Here is an 18164-nt window from a genome sequence, read left to right on the forward strand (position 1 = left end):
GCCTTGTAATTGCGATACGCTTGAAAAGAAACCGCGGCCCAGCGAACCGCGTCAATTCGTCACTGCCCCACGCGGGCCAGCAGCAACTTGAAACAGCCGCTGAACGTAAGCCTAGGTATTGCCAAACGATCGGGCAAGTAGTCCCACGGGCTTACTGGGATTGCTGTCGTCGCCAGGCTTCGACTTGTTCAACCACGGTCTTTACCGCCGCCGCTGGATCGGTATCGGTGGCCTCGAAGTTTTGCACGGCGTCCCCTTGCGCACCGTGAGCCATGCGACAGTGAAAGCGGTAAAGCTGGCCGTTTTGCCCCCACGTTTCGAGCAGGTAATACGTGGCTCCCAATTCACGCAGGCGTTGCTGCGCGTCGGCAAACCAGTCCTTGCCGCGCAGCTCGCGCTGGCCACCGGATGGCGATGGGGTACCGGTCGAATCACCGGCTGGTGCAACCACAGACTCCAACGGGCGAACATTCACAGCATTAACGACCGCCGATGGTGCGACGCTGGCCACAGCCGGCGTCGCGTGTACCGCCAAAGTCACGTTGTCGGCCGAGGCATTCGCCGCATAGCGACGTCCCGGCACCCCGCGTGCCGATGAGCGAATTGGCCGTTCATTTCCGGCCGGTGCAGGAACAGCCGACGGAGCACTCGTTGCTGGCGCAATGGCCGCAGACGGGTTCGCCGGGGGATTTCCGCTCAGTGTCGCCACCGGCGGCGGGGCCGGCACGGCGGTGGGAGTGGGCTCGTTCGGGCTACTGGCGGGTGTTTCGCTGAGGATCGTCGGCTTGAGCGCTTGGGCCGGACTGCCTTCGGCGTCGAATAGGCTCGGCGCGGTCAATGGCTGTGAAGCCAGCGGGCTCGGCTGAATTTGTTGCAATTGCAAGATGCTTCCCCCTTGACCGTTCGGCTTGGCCGGGCCAGCCATGTTCAGGTTCAACGGGGGCAAGTTGGACGTTTCACGGGTGAACGAGTTGTCACCAAACCAGCTTTTCAACGGTAACCAGCCAGTGCCAAAAACCGCCAACAACGGTACGGCAATCATGCACACGATCATGACCATGGACCGTGCGCCATTCACGAGCGAAGCACGCATTAGGACGGGCACTCCCGACTAAGTCAGCGGACAACAATGAGGATTCAGGGGGGCAACGACCGGCCTGTGGTTAAGGCACCGGTCGGTTTGGCATGGGGGGCGGATCATAGGGATTTAGCAGCCAGCGAGCAATGGCATTGTCGGCCACCAAATCGAATGCAAGTCCTGGCCAAATAACGCTTTGAGAAGCCTCGCGCCAGTCAGTCGCTCGACAGCCATGGAATTGTCCCATATGTTTGTCGTGGTAAGACTTTGCGCCGATTTTCGCCCTCGCGGGTCAAGCATTTTTTCTGACGGCCCGAGCTTGGCCCCCCGTTACCTCGGTTATCGTTCCTCCCGACTTTAATTCCCCAGCAGTCCCGCTTCATGCCTGAGTCCCTTCTCGTCACACATTCAAGCTGGCTGCGCCACCGGAGTGTCTTGCTCCTGGTCGCGGTCGCTTTCGGCCTGGGGCAAGCTGTGGCGGCCCGTTCCGCAGAACCACTTACCGCACCGGACAAGGCTCATCCCCAGTTGGCTGAAAAACTTGGCCCGCTGTTGCAGCGGTACTGCCTGGATTGTCACTCGGGCAAGCAAGCCAAGGGGGAGATTCGATTCGATCAGTTCCGCGACCCGGCCCTGTTGATTCGGGACCGGAAACTTTGGGAGCAGGCGCTGGCCAACATTCGCGGTCACGTCATGCCCCCCGACGACAAGCCGCAACCGACGCCGCAAGAGCGCGAGCAGTTCCATGCGTTGATCGACGATGTGTTTCGCCGCCACGACGAAGCCCGCCGGGTGCCCGGTCGCGTGACGATGCGGCGACTGAATCGCGTGGAATACAACAACACGGTGCGTGACTTGCTGGGTGTGAGCTTCCGTCCGGCCGATGACTTTCCGTCCGACGACGTCGGCTATGGCTTTGACAACATCGGTGACGTGTTGTCGCTGCCGCCGTTGTTGATGGAAAAATACCTGGCCGCAGCCGAGCAGTTGGCCACTTCGGCCATCGTGGCGCGCGAGAACAGCGTCGCCCGCACGCGACATTGGCCGGGGAAAGAGCTGGACAACACGTTAAACAAGCAGGCCGGCGGCAGCTTGTACTCAAACGGCGAGGCGTTCCAACAGATCGAGTTTGAACGCGACGGCGAGTACAAGTTCCGCATCCGCGCCGCCGCCAAACGGGCCGGCGCCGATCCGGCTCATATGGAACTGCGAGTCGACAAGCAGATGGTTCGCGCGTTCGATGTCCTGACACGTGACCACGTGGCCGAATCGTTCGAGGCTCAGGCCACGGTCAAGGCCGGCAAGCATCGCGTCGCGGTCGCCTTCACCAATGATTTCTATGACGAAAACGGTGGCCCCGACGGCAAGCCAATCGATCGCAACCTGACGGTCGAGTCGCTCGAAATTGAGTCTCCCTTGCCGACGCGGTGGGAAGACATGCCCGAGTCGCACCGGCGGATTGTGTTCTGTCAGCCGCAGGATTCTTCGCCCGAACCGTGCGCGCGGCAGATTGTCGAGCGTCTGGCCAGTCGCGCGTATCGCCGCCCCGTCACGCCCGAGGAAAGCCAGCGGCTGACCGCGCTGGTGCTACTGGCCCAGAAGCAAGGGGACAGCTTCGAGCGCGGCGTGCAACTGGCCGCCCAGGCGGTGCTGGTCTCGCCACACTTCCTGTTCCGCGTCGAAACCGACCAGCACCCCGGCCCCGACGGCAGCTACCAACTGAACGATTACGAGCTGGCCTCGCGGCTCTCGTACTTTCTGTGGAACAGCATGCCGGACGACGAGCTGTTCAAAGTCGCATTCGCCGGCAAGCTGCGCCAGCGCGACGAGCTGACGCGGCAGGCGCGGCGGATGATCGCCGACCCCAAGTCGCAAAGCTTCGTGGAAAGCTTTTCCAGCCAGTGGCTGCAAACTCGCAACTTGAACATCGTGAACCCTGCCACCCAGGTGTTCCCCAAGTTCAAGCCCGAGTTGCTCGACGCCATGCGAACCGAAACCGAGATGTTCTTTGCCGCGGTGATGCGCGAGGACCGGAGCATTCTTGACTTTATCGATGCCGACTTCTCGTTCGTGAACGACGTGCTGGCCGAGCACTACGGCATTAAGGAGGTTTCCGGGCGGGAGTTTCGCCGCGTCAAGCTCGACAACCCGAACTTGGGTGGCGTGATTACCCAGGCCAGCATGCTGACGATCACCTCGAACCCGACCCGCACATCGCCAGTCAAGCGCGGCAAGTGGATCCTGGAAAACATCCTCGGCACGCCACCGCCACCGCCGCCCCCCGAGGTGCCTGCGCTGACGGAAAACCGCAAGGTGAACGAATCGGCGCCGCTGCGCAAACGGCTGGAACAACATCGCGCCAACCCGGCCTGCGCCAATTGTCACCAGCGGATGGACCCGCTGGGCTTCGGCCTGGAAAACTTCGACGCCATCGGCCAGTGGCGCGAGCAAGACGGCAAGTTCCCGCTCGACACTGCCGGCGTCTTGCCCAATGGCGAGCAATTCAACGGTCCCCAGGAACTGAAGCGCGTCCTTCGCGGTCGGCGCACCGAGTTCACCCGCTGCTTGAGCGAGAAGCTGCTCACCTACGCCCTGGGGCGCGGACTCGAGTATACTGACAAACTGGCCGTCAACGGCATCGTGCGCGGCGTTGAACGGCAGGACTTCAAGTTCTCGGCCCTGGTGGCCGAAATTGTCAGCAGCGAACCATTCACCCGTCGTTCCCTGGCAGGGGCGCCATGATGCAACCTGTTTCCCGCCGGATGGTCTTGCGTGGCGTCGGCTCGACGCTGGCCTTGCCGTGGCTCGACGCCATGTTGCCGCGCTCGTTCGGCAAAGATTCCGCGCCGGCCAACTCACCGCTGCGGATGGCGTTCTTGATGGTCCCCAACGGCGCGCACATGCCCGAGTGGACCCCAGTGGCCGAAGGTGCCAGTTTCGACCTGCCGCCGATTTTGCAGCCCCTGCAAAACGTCCGCGGCGACATCAGCGTGCTGAGCGGTCTGACCCAGGCCCAGGCGTTCGCGCTCGGCGACGGCGGCGGCGATCACGCCCGCAGCGCGGCGGCGTTCTTGACCGGCATTCACCCGCGTAAGACGCACGGCGCGAACATCCATTGCGGCGTGTCGGTCGATCAACTGGCGGCGAACGCCATTGGACGCCAGACGCGACTAGCCTCGCTCGAACTAGGGTGTGAGCCGGGGCTGACCTCGGGCAACTGCGACTCGGGCTACAGTTGCGCCTATCAATCGAACATCTCCTGGCGCAACGCCACCACCCCCTGCGCCAAGGAAGTCAACCCGCGGCTAGTCTTCGAGCGACTGTTCTCAAGCGGCAGCCCGCAAGCCAAGCACGAAAGCCGCGAGAAGCGACTGCTGTACCGGCAGAGCATTCTGGATCTGGTCAATGATGACGCGCAACGGCTGCGCGGCAAGCTGGGCGGAACCGACCAACAGAAGCTCGACGAGTACCTAACTGGCGTGCGCGAGCTGGAGCTGCGCCTGCAACTGGTCGAATCGAAAGACGTCAAGCCACCCGCCGACTTCAAGCAGCCCGCCGGCGTGCCGGGCGAGTATCGCGAGCATCTGCGGCTGATGTGCGATCTGATCGTGCTGGCATTCCAAGGAGACCTGACACGGGTCACGACGTTCATGCTGGCCAACGAGGGAAGCAACCGGAACTACCAGATGGTCGGCGTCTCCGAAGCGCACCACGAGCTGTCACACCACGGCGGCAGCAAAGAGAAGCAAGAGAAGATCGCCAAGATCAATCACTTCCACATGGAGCAATTCGCCTATCTGCTCGAGCGATTGAAAAAGATCAAGGAAGGAGAACGATCGCTGCTGCACCATTCGATGATCATGTACGGCAGCGGCATCGGCGACGGCGACCGGCACAACCACGACGATCTGCCGATCGTGCTGGCCGGTCAGGCCGGCGGCACGATCACCAGCGGCCGCCACGTGAAGTACGCGAACCGGACGCCGCTCAACAATCTGTACCTGGCCATGCTCGAACGGTTCGGCGTCCAGGGCGAAAGCTTGGGCGACGGCACCGAAGCGCTGAAGAATCTCAAGGCGTAGCCGGCTACCGCGTTGAGATTGCATCTCCCCTCGCCCCTTGCGGGCTGAGGGTGGTTTGCGTCGCGGATCGGGTGAGGGGCAATCCAAGTTCGTGCGGCAAGGTACTACGGGAACCAAGTTGCACGATTTTCTCTTTCCTCGTTCTCTTGCTGGCTGGTATTTGGGGCCCGCTCCAACAAATGTGGACATATATATCCGCTTTTGGTATCGTGGAGAGACCGCTCGACAAGCGGCGGGGCGAAGTGGTTGATGTGAACTAAGGAGCGGTGCCATGAACCGATCGGTGGGAGACGCGGCCACAATGGCCGGCTGTCTGGTGTTGGTCGCGCTCGTCTTCTGCTCGATCGTGGCTGGCGCGGCGGAGCAGGATGACGCTAAGAGGCCTGGTGAAGCCGGCGCGCCAGCCGTGCCGGTTTCGCGCGACGAAGCGCGCCGGCAAGCACGGCTGTTGCATCAAGCCATGCACAACACGTTGCAGGCGGTCCATCATCAGTACTTTCACGAAGACGAAAATCTGGTTCTGCCGGCGGCCATGATGAAGGACATTTTCGACGAACTTGAGCAAGAGCAGCGCGTCAAGCTGCGCTGGCTGGTGGTCGACGGCACGGCAATGAATTCCGATCACAAGGCCAAGAATCAGTTCGAGCGCGACGCCGTCGAAGCCCTGAAGGCTGGCCAGCGCGAATTTGAATGGGAAGAGCAGGGCCACTATCGCCGCGCCGGCGCGATCGCGCTCCTCAACCCTTGTCTGAAATGCCACGTCCCCAATCGAACCAATTTGGAAGAACGAACCGCGGGGCTGATTATCAGTATTCCGGTCAAAGCAAAGCCGGAATGACGAAGGCGGAGGGTAAGAAGAGGATAAGCCCCGAATGGCGGGAGCTTTGTACCCTTCTCCCGCCCACCGGGCATCTCCTCCCACAAGGGGAGAAGCACTGGTGCATGCCGCATGACGGTTGAGAATAAAACTGTCCAGCGGCGATTACTTCGTGGCCGGATTCACTAGCCAGGCTTCCACCTGGCGCTGGACCGGTTGCGATTGCCAAACGAACAGGCTTTGCGAAGGCTCGTCATAGACCAGGGCGCCCGCCCCGCCGGCCGATTGCCAGCGCGTCGGCGACACCTCGTTGCGCAGCCGTTCGATCAAGGCCGCGGGCTGCACGCCGGCCTTGATGTAGGGCGCGGCCGAATAGACTTCCAACTCGCCATGCTGGTCGACGACTTGTTGTGACGTGATCTGCACGGTCGTCTCGTCAAAAGCCCGCCAGGCCAGCCCCAACGGGTTGAGCGCCTGATCCAGCGCGTCGCGCAGCGGCCGGTCGCTGACGGCAACCGTCGCCTGGCTGCCGGCGAATCGTCCAGCCGCGGCCAAGGCCACGCCGTCGGCGGGCAACTGAACCTCGGCCACCTCCTCAAGTTTAGACAGCACTTGCCCCAGCGGGGCCGAGTTGCTGAAGTTAATCGTCACCGCGCCGTCGAGCTTTTGCCGGGCCGCCGTCGAACGACTGACGTTGCGCGGCGGCTTGGCCACGGTATTCTTGATGGACAGGTGGCGAGCCACGCGCAAGCGATCGAGGAAACCGGTCACGGCGGCTTGCATCTCGGCCGTGTGCCGGATGTTCAGCTTACCACCGGTCACGTTCGCGACTCCCTCGCCTCCTTGCGCGGCCCACGAGGTCGGCTCGACGAGCGTGGTGACCAACTTGACCACCGTGGCGGGATCACTGCCGGCCAAATCGGAAATGTCGTAGTCGCGCGCAGTTGCCAGGTTCTTGTGCCGCACGTCGGTCGTGACCAGCAGTTGGCCGCCATGTTCGACGGCGATCAACCCGCGCGGGCCAAGTGCGCAAGCCAGCACTTCCGTCAGCGTGACATTCTTGGCGTCGATGGTGACCGGGTCGCGCAAGGTGACGCCGGCTTCGGCCAGCGCGTCGAGATCGAACGTCACCGGCACCGCGTTGGTCAGGCCGATCATGTTCGCGAAGCGGGCCAGTGATTTGTTGAACTTGATGCCCGGCACCTTGTGCAGCAAACTTTCTTGAATGTTGACCGGGGGAATCGTGTCGGCCGGGCGAACGTGTACCGCCGAACGAGGCTGCAACGTGTCGAGGGCGGACGGTGGATCGATCTTGGGCAGGACCGGCTTTTCAGGCTCGGCCACGGGCGCCGCCGCGGGAACGGCGGGCATCGCAGCCGGAGCAGGATTCGTCACCGCAGCCACTTGAACAGGTTCAGCAGCCGGCTTTGGAGCGACCGGAACAGGCGGCATAGCGGGCACCGCAGGCGCCGAGTCCGCTCGCTGTCCACCTCCGTCTTTTTGTTGGGCCGCAGGCGCGGAGAATACGTTATTGGGAACCACGGGCGCTGTGGGCGCCGGAGCGGTGATCGCCGCGGGCTGCGGCACTAGCACAGTCGGAGTTGTCGTTGTGGTCACGACCGCGGGGACGACCGACGCTGGTGTGACGGCCACGGCCACTTCCGTGTTGGCGGCGTTACCACTGGTCACCCAGGCGGCCACGGCAGCTGACAAGATACCAGCCACCGGGATCAACACCCAGGGGAGCCAAGCCAGGGACGATCGTGACGGCGCGGCCTGCAGCAAATCGGGCAAGGGCGGCGCGTTCGATGCCGCCGGCGCGATTTTCGCCGCCGCGACGCTCGTGGGCGCGGACGCTGGCGGCTTGGACGAAGTTTTTTCCGGCGCTGGGCGCGCGGGCTGCTTCGGTGCCGCCGCATTGCGCGCGGCATTGGCGGCCGGCGAATCGCTCCAGGCCAAATCATCGAACGGTGTCGTCACGGCGCCGGCGGCAGCCGCGCCAGTGATGATGCCCGACGACGAGGCCGAGGCCAGTTGTGATTGCGAGTCGGACGCTGCGGCCGACGATCCGGGCTGCCAACCTGCGGGGGGCGCAATCTGCACCATGCCGCCGCACTTGGGACAGCCGACGATCTGGCCGATGATGTCGCTGTTGACGACCTTCAGCTTGGACTTGCAGGTCAAACAGCGTACTGAAAACAGTTCCACGCGACTCGCCTTATCAACCGGGCCAGCAACTTTGCGCCGGCGTCAATCCTCGTGCGTCGATGCTCTCAATCGTACGTCGCCAATCACCTCGGCTGATGCGCATTACGCCGGTTATTTCTTCTTTTTCGGGTCCGGCGCGCCAGCGAACTCGGGGGGCAGCGTGTCCCCACGCTTGGCGGTCTGGGCCCGCGTGCTGACGAACAACGTTTCCGACCCGTCGATGTCGGGTTTGATGAAATAGACCAGCTTGCCCTCTGGGCTAGCCCGCATGAAGATCGTCATCAAAATTTCCCGGATGCTCTTGTTCTTCTCGTCCAGGGTAAAGGACTGGTTCTTGGTGATGCCGTCGAGCTGCAAGTCGCCCCCCATGATCACAATCGGAGATCCCAGTTCGTCGGCCAGCAATTGCATCGAGACTTCCAGCGTATTCTTTGGGAACGAGAGTGACGTGACCTTGTTCAACTTGTCGGCCGTGGTCTGCGGCCCAGCCCCTGCCGGCGCGGCGGTCATGCCCGGCGCCGCCGGCGCTCCGCCCGCAGGCGCAGCCGCGACGACCGCGACCGGCGCGACGCCAATTGGGTTCTCGAGCATGGCCAGATGCGTCCCCAAGGCCAGGTGCAAGGCCGCCCCGGCCGGCAAGTAGCACCGGGCGATCACCTGCTTGTCGAGTACGCCAAATCTGAGCGCGTGATCGGCCAGCTTCACACGGTCGTCGAAGTCGGCCAGGATCGGCAAGCTGAACGGCGTCTTGGCCAGCGAAGCGTTGTAGAGCTTCACGCGGCGCGGCAATTGTTTGGCGCGTTCCAGGTACGCCGCCGCAGCGGTCGCTTCCTTGACCGTGGCGTCGGGGTTCGACAGTCGCGCCTCGGCAAAGAACGCGCCGTCGCTGAAGTGAGCGCTCAGCAAGATCACCTTCGGCGCTTCGGTCGTTCCTTCCGCATCGCCAGCGCCGGTCAGGAGCCATTCGACCGGCTCCTTGAGCTTGGCGCCCAGCCCTTCGAAGATCGCCCCGCCCGCCCCTTCCAGGAACTTGTGCGGGAAGATCCAAGTGAATTGCCGCTCGGCGTCGGTCGACTGCATCATCTTCTCGACCTCGGGCGAGAAGATCACCGCGTCGCCGTCGATCATCCCTTTGATTTCCTCGGGCGGCGCGATCGCCACGAACTTGCCGCCGCCATCGGCAGGGATGTAATAGCCGCGGCCGTCGCGTATGTAGTACTTCTTGTCACCGACGGGTTGCGGTTGCGGGTTGCCCCAGGCCGTCAACAGCGTCGCCTCTTCGACCGGCTCGACCAGTCGGGCGACAACGGCCAACACGCCATGCGCGTCGTGGCTTTGCGGCCAGCAGATGATCGCTTGCTCGATGTTATCCAGCGGCACACCGACCAGCGCCGGCAACGACGTGGCCAGCCAGCGTCCCGGCACGCCCAACGGATTCTGCCCGGCCAGCTTTTCGATCTGCGGCGACATCTCCGGAGCGAGCAGAAGTTTGGCCTCGGGCTGTTTCAGCAAATCGGCCGGGCGCACGATCAGGATCGACTGCATAAACTGGGCCATGTACCTGATTTCGGTCGGCGTCAGCGGCTTGCCCGACGTCGGCGACGCCCAGATCGGCTCGTTCGCGCCGGCAATCGCTTCGCCCTTGGCCTTCTCGACTGCTGGCTTCGCTTCGCCGGGCTGCTCCGTCATTGCGCCCGGTGCATTGGTGGCCGAGCCATCAGTTGCCGGTTGAGTACCAGGCGTGCCGGTTGACGGAACGCCGGTCGCGGGGACCGACGGCTTGGTGCCAGTGCTGGCCTGTGGATTGGCATTGGCTTGAACATTGGCCTCGGTCTTGTCCCCACCGCCGCCGACGAGCGCCATCAGGTCAAAGCCGCTAAAGTGCAAGCCCACGGCGGTTCCGACCAGGGCCAACAGCAGCACGACGGCAATCAAAGGCAGGCTCGAACTCTTCTTGCGCCGCAGGGCGCGCTCTGCCAGAATGCCACCGTCGCTAGGGGCCGAGTCGAAGCCCATCCCCATCGGCGCGCCGCTCGGTGCGCCCATCACGGGCGCGGCCATCATCGGCGCGGCCATCATCGGCGCGCCCATCGCGCCGTAAGGATCAGCCGCGGGCATGGCCATCACTGGCGCAGCCATCATGGGCGATCCGCCGACAGGCATGGCGGTCATCGGTGCTCCCATCATCGATCCGGCCGGCATGGCCATGGGCACTGCGCCCCCTGCGCTCATGGCACCGTAAGGATCGGCCGTGGGCATCGCCATGACTGGCGTCGCCATCATCGGCGCTATGTTCGGGTTGACCGGCATGGCGACCATCGGCGCTTGCACCGGCGGAATCGGGTCAGCCATCACCGCGGCGGCCATGGGCGCCGGCGTCGCGCTAGGCGCGGGGGTGGCGCTGGGGGCTGCCGGGGTCGCATTGGCCGGCGGAGCCGGAGGCGGCGCGACGTTCTTTTTCAGCCAGACCTCGTACGCTTTGCCGGCGGCCGTGGTGCTGAGTTGTTCCGACTGAGCAGCCCCGGGGGGCAAGTGCTCAAGCAACGCCTCGACGATGCTGTCGGCGCGCTGGTAGCGCATATCCGGGTCTTTGGCGATCATATAGCCGACCAAGCGCGACAGTTCGGGCGTGACGGCGGGATTCAGTTTTTCGAGCGGCGTCGGCTCGGCGGCGGCGTGGCGTTGCAGTTTTTGCTGCAGCGTGCCGCCGGGGAATGGCACCTGGTTCGACAACATCTGGTACAGAGTACACCCGAGGCTGTACAGGTCGCTGCGCGCGTCGGGGGCGCGCGAGCCGTCGAGTAATTCAGGTGCGGTATAGTCGGCCTCGACCGGCAATTTGCCTTCCTGACGATTGCCCGACAGCACATCAGCCAACCAGGCCCGCGGCGGCGCAAGCGGATCGCGCGACAACGGGAACAACAAGATGCGGACGTGTCCGTTGCGGTCGACCCACAGGTTGGCGGGACGGATTTCCTCGTGAACCTGCCCCATGGCGTGCAAGCGGCCCAAGCCCAGCGCCGCCTGGCGAGCAATCCGGCAGGCCTCGCGCGGATCGAGCGCCCCTTGCGTGGCGAGCAGACGTTCGACGCGCTTTCCCTGCAAGTCGTCGAGGACGATGAACTTGAAGCGCCCCTCGTCGGCCAGATAGTACGTGCGAAACAGGTTCGGGTGTCCCAAGCTGGCGCGATTGGCCATGCCAGCCTGCTGCGCCAAGCTGGCCAAGACTTGCGAGTCTTGGACCGTCGCCCCGGATAGGAAAAACAGACAAACGCGATGACTGGTCGGGGTGTGGAACGCGCGAAAGATGCCCGCCAGGCGTCCGCTTTCGATCCGGTCATAGATCAGGTAATCGCCGTAGCGAAACGGCCCCGCACGACCGGCCAACAGGATCTTGGCCTGATAGGGACTGATCTTTTGATTGCTGACCAGCCATTGAGCCACCTTGTCGGGGGACAGCTTCCCGGCGGCTTCCATCTTTTGCGACGCTTCGAAGAGCTTGGCCAGCTCCTCATTCTTGAGGAGCCTGCTCTCGGACAGGTGCTTCCAAAATGTTTGAAGGTTTGAGGTTGTCGCCATGGGAACCAGATTCAATCGCTCGAGCGCCGCCGTCCTGGCCACCGCGCGGCCAATGGGTCTGTAATGACAGCCCGGGGCGTGCGCCTTGTTAGACGCGACGCCTACAGCTTCAGTTCAACAAAAAAGGGGAACGCGCTTCGCGCTTTTTCAGCGAATTGCCCCACGGGTCATGGATGGCGGGCGTGCCGTGTTGACCCAACATACACGGCCTATTCAGTTTAGCCCGAGCGGATCGATTACACAAAGGTTTAGGACAATACTCAGCGTGGCATGAATAACGGGTTTTTAATGGCCGTTTCACCCTCCTAACCCCATCGCCAACAAGTGAATCGGCCAGAGGTTGCGCTTTTGGCCGATGCAAACCGATAGGACTGCTGGCGTCCATACCCCGCGCGTCGCATTGAGTCGATGAGGGCACACCGATAAGATTCCCGCGCCCCGTCCCCAGGCCGAAGCGTAGACTTTTCATAGCGGTTGGCATCGAACGACTGCCTGACCTTGCGAGACGAAACATCCATGAGCGAACTGGACTCCACTCAGCACTACTTCCATAAAGCCGCCGATCAGATCGAACTGAACGATAATATTCGACGGCTGCTGTTGATGCCCAAGCGCGAGGTCCAGGTCCAAGTGGCCATCGAGCGCGACGACGGCGAAATCGCCACTTATGTCGGCTATCGCGTCCAGCACGACGACTCGCGCGGCCCGATGAAAGGCGGCTTGCGCTACCATCCAGACGTCAGCCTGGACGAAGTCCGCTCACTGGCCGCGCTGATGACCTGGAAGACGGCGGTCGTGAACATCCCCTATGGCGGCGCCAAAGGGGGCATCGCCATCGACCCGCGCCAGGTCAGCCCGCGCGAGTTGGAGCGGATCACGCGCGCCTTCGTTGACGGCATTCACGACGTGATCGGTCCGGACGTCGATATTCCCGCACCCGACATGGGGACCAACGACCGGGTGATGGCCTGGTTCATGAATCAATACGGCAAGTACCACGGCTTCAGCCCCGCGGTCGTCACCGGTAAGCCGGTCGAAATGCACGGCCTGCCGGGACGCGAGGAAGCGACCGGGCGCGGTGTGGGCATTGTGACCATGAAGCTCTGCAGCCGGCTGGGGCGCGACGCGACCAAGCTGCGTGTCGCCATCCAAGGTTTCGGCAACGTCGGCTTCCACACGGCCAAGTTCCTCAGCGACGCCGAGTGTCGTATCGTGGCGGTCAGCGACGTGAGCGGTGGGTTCTATCGGGCCGATGGGCTCGATATGAAGGGCCTGATGCGCTACGCTCTATCCAATCGCGGCGGCCTGGCCGGTTACAAGGAAGCCGATCAGTTGAGCAACGCGGAGCTACTTGAGTTGGATGTCGATCTGTTGATTCCGGCGGCGCTTGGCGGTGTGCTGACCAAGCAGAACGCCGAGAAGATCAAGGCCCCGCTGATCGTCGAAGCGGCCAACTCGCCGACCAATCTGGAAGCCGACGACGTCTTCGATCGTCGCGGGCTGACGGTGTTGCCGGACATTCTGGCCAATGCGGGGGGCGTGACGGCCAGTTATTTCGAGTGGGTCCAGAATCGGCAGCATTACCAGTGGGGCATGAATCGCGTGCGTCAGGAACTGGACCAGGTGATGAGCGAGGCCTTTGAGCGGGTTTGGGAAACGGCACAACAACGCAAGGTCAGCCTGCGCACCGCGGCCTACGTCCTGGGCATCGGTCGCGTGGGCCGTGCTACCGTCTTGGGAGGAGTGACATGAGCGATAAAACTTTGACCGCGGCGCAACTCGAACAGATTCCGATCTTTGCCGGTCTGACGGTCGATCAATTGAAGCAGTTGAGTGGCGTGGCCGAGTTGGTCGCCGCCCCGGCAGGTCAGACCATTGTCGAACAAGACGGCATGAGCCAGTATCTGTGGGTGTTGCTCGAAGGACGCTGCGAGGTCGCCCTCGTCGGCAAGCCCAACGAGGCCAAGCAGCCGATCGTCCTAGCCACGTTGGAGCCTTACAGCAACTTTGGCGAGATGTCCTTCTTTCATGCCGCGCCCCATTCGGCATGCGTGCGTGCGAAGGGGCCGGTGCAGTTGCTGCGTCTGGATCGCGAAGCGTTCGACAAGCTAGGCACGACGCAGCCGGCGATTTGCACCCGACTGGCGATGAACACGGTGGCCAATCTGGCCGAGCGGATGCGACGGATGGACAACTGGGTGGCGGAACTGGTGCGCAAGACGAACGGCCAGAAAGTACCCGACCTGGATCAACTGCGCGTGCAACTGTTTGACAGTTGGAAGCTCTAAGTAGATCGCCGCCTTTGTGATGGCTTTGTCCAGTTGCCAATGACGAAGCCCGAATGACGAATGAAATGCCGCGATAGCGAGGCAAGTGGCGAGCCTCTTCGTCCCTCTACTCCTACTGCGGCCTTCTCTGCGCCTCCGCGGTGATCCCTCTTCCGTCGTGCCGTCGTGGTTGGCATTTATCTGCAGCGCAAGCGCGCTTAGCCGCGCGGCGCGCGGAACCGGTAAAGGCGGCCTTCGGGCGTCATGAAGTAGACCTCCCCGTCCTGATCTTCGCCGAATGACATCACCGGCGCCGTGTTGCCGGCAATCGGTCGATTGGCAACGACGCGCTTGGCCTGCTTGTCATACTTCAGCCCCCACACTCTGCCGGTCACGTAGTCGGCGTAAATGTAGTGTCCCTGCAACGCCTGGATCGGTCCACGATAGACGTGCCCGCCGGTGACCGACTTGCCCACGTCGTGATGGTACTCCCAGATCGGCTCGGTCAGATCGCGGCGCGGGCCCGAACCAGTTTCGCGGAAGCGGTGCATCGACTCGCGCAGCGCCCAGCCGTAATTCGCCCCAGGCTTCAGCAAGTTGATCTCTTCCCAAATGTCCTGTCCGACGTCAGCAAACCAGCCTTCGCCGGTCTGCCGGTCGAATGACATCCGCCAGATGTTGCGCACGCCATAGGCATAGGTCTCGGGCTTGGCGCCGTCGGCGCGGCCAGCCTGGCTCCCACCAGGCAGGAACGGATTGTCCTGGGGAATGCCGTAGGCTAGCTTCCCTTCCTTGCGGTCGACATCGATTCGCAGGATCGAGCCAAGCCAAGTGCTCAGGTTCTGGGCGTTGTTCTGTGGATCGTTCGCCGAACCGCCGTCACCGAGCGCGATGTACAAGAAGCCATCGGGACCAAAGGCCAGCGTGCCGCCGTTGTGGTTCCAATAGGGCTGCGGAATTCGCATCAGCACTTCTTCGCTCTTCACGCTGGCATGGTTCGGATTGTCGGCATCGACGCGGAACCGCGAAATCTTCGACAGGTGCGGCGACTCGGTCGACGTGTAATAGACGAAGAATTGGCCGTTCTCCTTGAACTTGGGATGGAAGGCCATGCCCAAGAACCCCTCTTCGTTTTCGCTGTTTTTGTAGCTCACGCTTTCGTGCAGATCGAAGAACAGCGTCGCCTGGCTGTCATCGTCGTTCTTGGGCAGGATGTAGACCTGGCCCAGTTGCGACGCGCAGAACCGACGGCCGCTGCCGTCGTTGGCGTGAGTCAGCACGATCGGCCGCGCGATTTCCACGTTGGGCCAAACTTGAGCGATCTCGACTGGCAACGGTGTTTCATCCACGTCGGTCGGACGGGGCGAGACCAATGGCAAGGTCGAAACCGTGCCAGCCTTCATGTCCGGCACAATCACGTGACCGGTCTTGTAGTTGATGCAAATGTCGGCGGCCTGCTGGAACTTTGTGCTCAGCAGTTCCACCTGCTTGCTGCCACGACGCAAGACCGTCACTTCACCGGTCTTCCACTGGCTGAGGTAAATATTGCCATCATAATCCCGGGCAATGCCGTCGCCGCCAGGCAGATTTTCGGCCAAGGTGGCCAGCGAGTTGTCTTCCAAATCGACGCGGTGCAACTTGCCAGCGATGAAATCGAATAACAGCAAATGCCCGGCGCCGTCAACCAACAACCCGTTCGGCCCTTTCAACTCGGGCGTGGTCTTGGCGTCGATGATCGTGGTGACCTTCCCTTTGGGGTCGATGCGGAACACGCCACCACCAGCCCCCTGCAGGTCGCCCGTGTCGGTGACGTAGACGTTCCCCTTGGCATCGACTTCGACGTCGTTCAAGAACAACGGCGAACGCGGAAATGCCTCGGCCGCGGCAAAGACTTCAACCTTGCCGGCCATGTCGACGCGCAGCACGCGCTTCTGGTCGGCGACATAGAAAGCGCGGTTGAAGTAGTCGATCCCCTTGGGGTCGTCCAAGCCGGTGACAAATGTCTGTGTCTTGCCCGGCACCATCGCCACGATGCCGCCATCGCCCGGCTTGTCGAACTCGCCGATGGTGGTCACGTACATCCGCCCGTCAACGCCAACGCAGACCGATTCGGGATTGACCAGGCCGTCGGCAATCTTGATCGGCGGCGCCGGTTCGGCGGCTTGCGGGGCGCTCGACAAGACCAGCGATGACAAGACGACGGCGAGCGCAAAGCGCAATTTCATGTTCCAACCTCGGCGTGAAGAATCCGAAAGAAGATCAGCCGCGCCACGGCACGCGCCGATCGAGGGTTTCCAGGCAGGCCAGGCGACGAGCGTAATCACACCCGCCGGCTGATGGACCCCGGACAGTGTACTTGGCGGCCCGGTGCGACGCCACCAGCACGAGAAAAGGCTCGTGACGGCATCCAATAAGCGCTGCCGCGTCTTCCGCTGCCGCGATTACTGCGAGTGCGGACCTGATGAGTCAACTACAGCAAGCTTTCCAACAGCAACCGAAGCTTGCGCATTTCGCCGTAGTGGTCGACTTCGGGATCTTCCAGATCGATGATGTTCACCGAGAAGACCCGGTTGTAGCCGAGCTTGCCCAACTGGGTAACCAGCCGGCCATATTCGATCTCACCTTGGCCGACGCGCGTTTGCAGCTTGCTCTTGGACGTGTCGCGCAATTGGACGTGGCAGACATGCTTGAACAGCCGGTCATAATCGGCGCCGCCGTAGGGGCCATAGACATAGTGACTGGGGTCGAGCGTGATGCCCAAGCCGCGCACGTTGTCACACAGCACGCCGGCCGTGGCCGGATCCTGGGTCATGTGGCCGACTTCGGTCTTCAGCCCGACGACCACTCCTTCGAGCGAGGCAATCCGCACCATCTCGCGCAGCCGCTCGACCTCGGCATTGAAGGGCGTGCCCAACTCGCCGCTGCGAACGGCAATGGTGGCGATCTTCAACGCCTTGGCCAGCCGGCAGCAACTCTTCCATTGATCGTAGTAGGCTGGAATCTCGGGCTCGATGTCGACGTACAGCGCAACCGGCGTCAGCCGATGCTCGTCGCGACACAGGTGGACAACTTCTTCCAGCCGGTTATGCACTTCAGATGGCTTGAGATGATTGCCCGACTCGAACACATCGAGTTCGACGTGCGAGTATTCCAGATCGACCAGCCGTTGCAGCGCCTGGTCGAGCGGCAGCTTGGGGAAACACTCCGTTGATCCTGCGACAAACACGCTGGCCATCCCTTTTTACTAAACAATCACAGTGCGGCTGGCCCCTGGCGATGCACAAGCGTTGGGCCGATACTTGGCGCCGCGCTGACAATTGCGAATGTTGTACCGCAATTGCTACGGCAATTCAAAGAGCGACTGGCTTTTGACCAGGGCACAGTCGTCGGGAAACGTGTGAAACGCCTGGATCAGCAGGCTGCGGTTCCGCGTTTCGAGCGAAATGTAGCTCAACGCCCCCAGGGCCAACCGGCCACTCGACGAGAACCGGTGGAGCATCCCCCGCAACTGACCGTCCTGGGAAAGCTCCTGTTGCAGGTTCCAGAACACCTCGGGGGGGACCGTTTCGAGCTGCAAGCTGGTCTCGTAGCGAATGCCGCCGCGGGTCTCAAAGCGGTCGTTTCGCTCCCCTTTCAGGCGATGGGACAGCAGCCGACGCTTGCGCGGCAGGGGCTGATGGACGTCGGCACAGACTTCGGTCAGCGTGACCCCCTGGTAATTCCAGGTCACCACGTGGCCGGCGCTGGTGATGTCGATTCGCGCCCGATAATCACCCCGTTCCAACGAGCGGCTGCTTTTGATCTCGAACAACTCCGGATGCAGCGAACGACCAAACAGTTGAAACGACAGCTCGGCAACTTTCGGTCGGACGTACAGCACGGCAATGAACCTCGGCAGTGAAGAGGAATCGCTCAACATTCGCCGCGGCGTGAACGAGTGTCACGCATGGTGCGGCGCGATCGAGCGGGCGGCATTATATGCGCGCTGGTCGATAAGCGCGAAGAGAATTTATTTAGAAACGCGCCACGCAAAAATCGCGTCAATGCTCTTGACGCGCCGCGCAACTTTGCGCGCTGTCGTGCTAGCGGCCGCACACGCCCGATAAGCCGCGCTGATGCTGACTTCAGCGTCG

General features: G+C 62.5%; 11 protein-coding genes. 5 read left to right on the plus strand and 6 right to left on the minus strand.

Annotated elements, in window-relative coordinates; all coding sequences use genetic code 11:
* Window positions 1-151: 151 nt before the first annotated feature.
* Entirely contained in the window at window positions 152-1060 is a 909-nt protein-coding gene (locus JSS27_13120; GenBank protein MBS0209883.1) for a hypothetical protein, read from the minus strand.
* 399 nt (window positions 1061-1459) lie between these two features.
* On the opposite strand from JSS27_13120, the gene JSS27_13125 reads away from it, so the two are divergent.
* The 3 genes from JSS27_13125 (at window position 1460) to JSS27_13135 (ending at window position 5998) form a co-directional block, all read left to right on the plus strand.
* A complete protein-coding gene (locus tag JSS27_13125; GenBank protein ID MBS0209884.1) occupies window positions 1460-3820 on the plus strand; it encodes a DUF1592 domain-containing protein in 2361 nt (786 codons plus the stop codon).
* Window positions 3817-5160, plus strand: a complete 1344-nt coding sequence (locus tag JSS27_13130) for a DUF1552 domain-containing protein (protein ID MBS0209885.1) — start codon at window positions 3817-3819, stop codon at window positions 5158-5160. Before JSS27_13125 ends, JSS27_13130 begins: the two co-directional genes overlap by 4 nt.
* A gap of 271 nt (window positions 5161-5431) precedes the next feature.
* Window positions 5432-5998 carry a DUF3365 domain-containing protein gene (locus JSS27_13135; protein MBS0209886.1) on the plus strand — a complete coding sequence of 189 codons (567 nt, stop codon included), beginning with the start codon at window positions 5432-5434 and terminating at the stop codon, window positions 5996-5998.
* 144 nt (window positions 5999-6142) lie between these two features.
* Here the strand turns inward: JSS27_13135 and JSS27_13140 are convergent, their stop codons facing one another.
* Window positions 6143-8161: a hypothetical protein gene (locus tag JSS27_13140; GenBank protein ID MBS0209887.1), complete on the minus strand. Its 2019-nt coding sequence runs from the start codon at window positions 8159-8161 to the stop codon at window positions 6143-6145.
* A 135-nt stretch (window positions 8162-8296) separates the two neighbouring features.
* Window positions 8297-11764, minus strand: coding sequence for a serine/threonine protein kinase (locus JSS27_13145; GenBank protein ID MBS0209888.1), 3468 nt, complete (start codon window positions 11762-11764; stop codon window positions 8297-8299).
* A 516-nt stretch (window positions 11765-12280) separates the two neighbouring features.
* Between JSS27_13145 and JSS27_13150 the strand changes: the two genes are divergently transcribed.
* Both JSS27_13150 and JSS27_13155 read left to right on the plus strand, forming a co-directional pair.
* Window positions 12281-13516, plus strand: coding sequence for a glutamate dehydrogenase (locus tag JSS27_13150; GenBank protein MBS0209889.1), 1236 nt, complete (start codon window positions 12281-12283; stop codon window positions 13514-13516).
* Entirely contained in the window at window positions 13513-14052 is a 540-nt protein-coding gene (locus JSS27_13155; GenBank protein MBS0209890.1) for a cyclic nucleotide-binding domain-containing protein, read from the plus strand. The genes JSS27_13150 and JSS27_13155 overlap by 4 nt, the downstream gene beginning before the upstream one ends.
* Before the next feature lie 197 nt (window positions 14053-14249).
* On the opposite strand, the gene JSS27_13160 is transcribed toward JSS27_13155, so the two are convergent.
* The 3 genes from JSS27_13160 to JSS27_13170 all read right to left on the minus strand — a co-directional run bounded on the left by JSS27_13160 (window position 14250) and on the right by JSS27_13170 (window position 17911).
* Window positions 14250-16250: a PQQ-dependent sugar dehydrogenase gene (locus JSS27_13160; protein MBS0209891.1), complete on the minus strand. Its 2001-nt coding sequence runs from the start codon at window positions 16248-16250 to the stop codon at window positions 14250-14252.
* A 251-nt stretch (window positions 16251-16501) separates the two neighbouring features.
* Window positions 16502-17257: a sugar phosphate isomerase/epimerase gene (locus tag JSS27_13165; GenBank protein MBS0209892.1), complete on the minus strand. Its 756-nt coding sequence runs from the start codon at window positions 17255-17257 to the stop codon at window positions 16502-16504.
* A 114-nt stretch (window positions 17258-17371) separates the two neighbouring features.
* Window positions 17372-17911 carry a DUF2617 family protein gene (locus JSS27_13170; protein MBS0209893.1) on the minus strand — a complete coding sequence of 180 codons (540 nt, stop codon included), beginning with the start codon at window positions 17909-17911 and terminating at the stop codon, window positions 17372-17374.
* Between the last annotated feature and the right edge of the window lie 253 nt (window positions 17912-18164).

It is taken from the genome of Planctomycetota bacterium (assembly GCA_018242585.1).
Classification (GTDB): domain Bacteria; phylum Planctomycetota; class Planctomycetia; order Pirellulales; family PNKZ01; genus JAFEBQ01.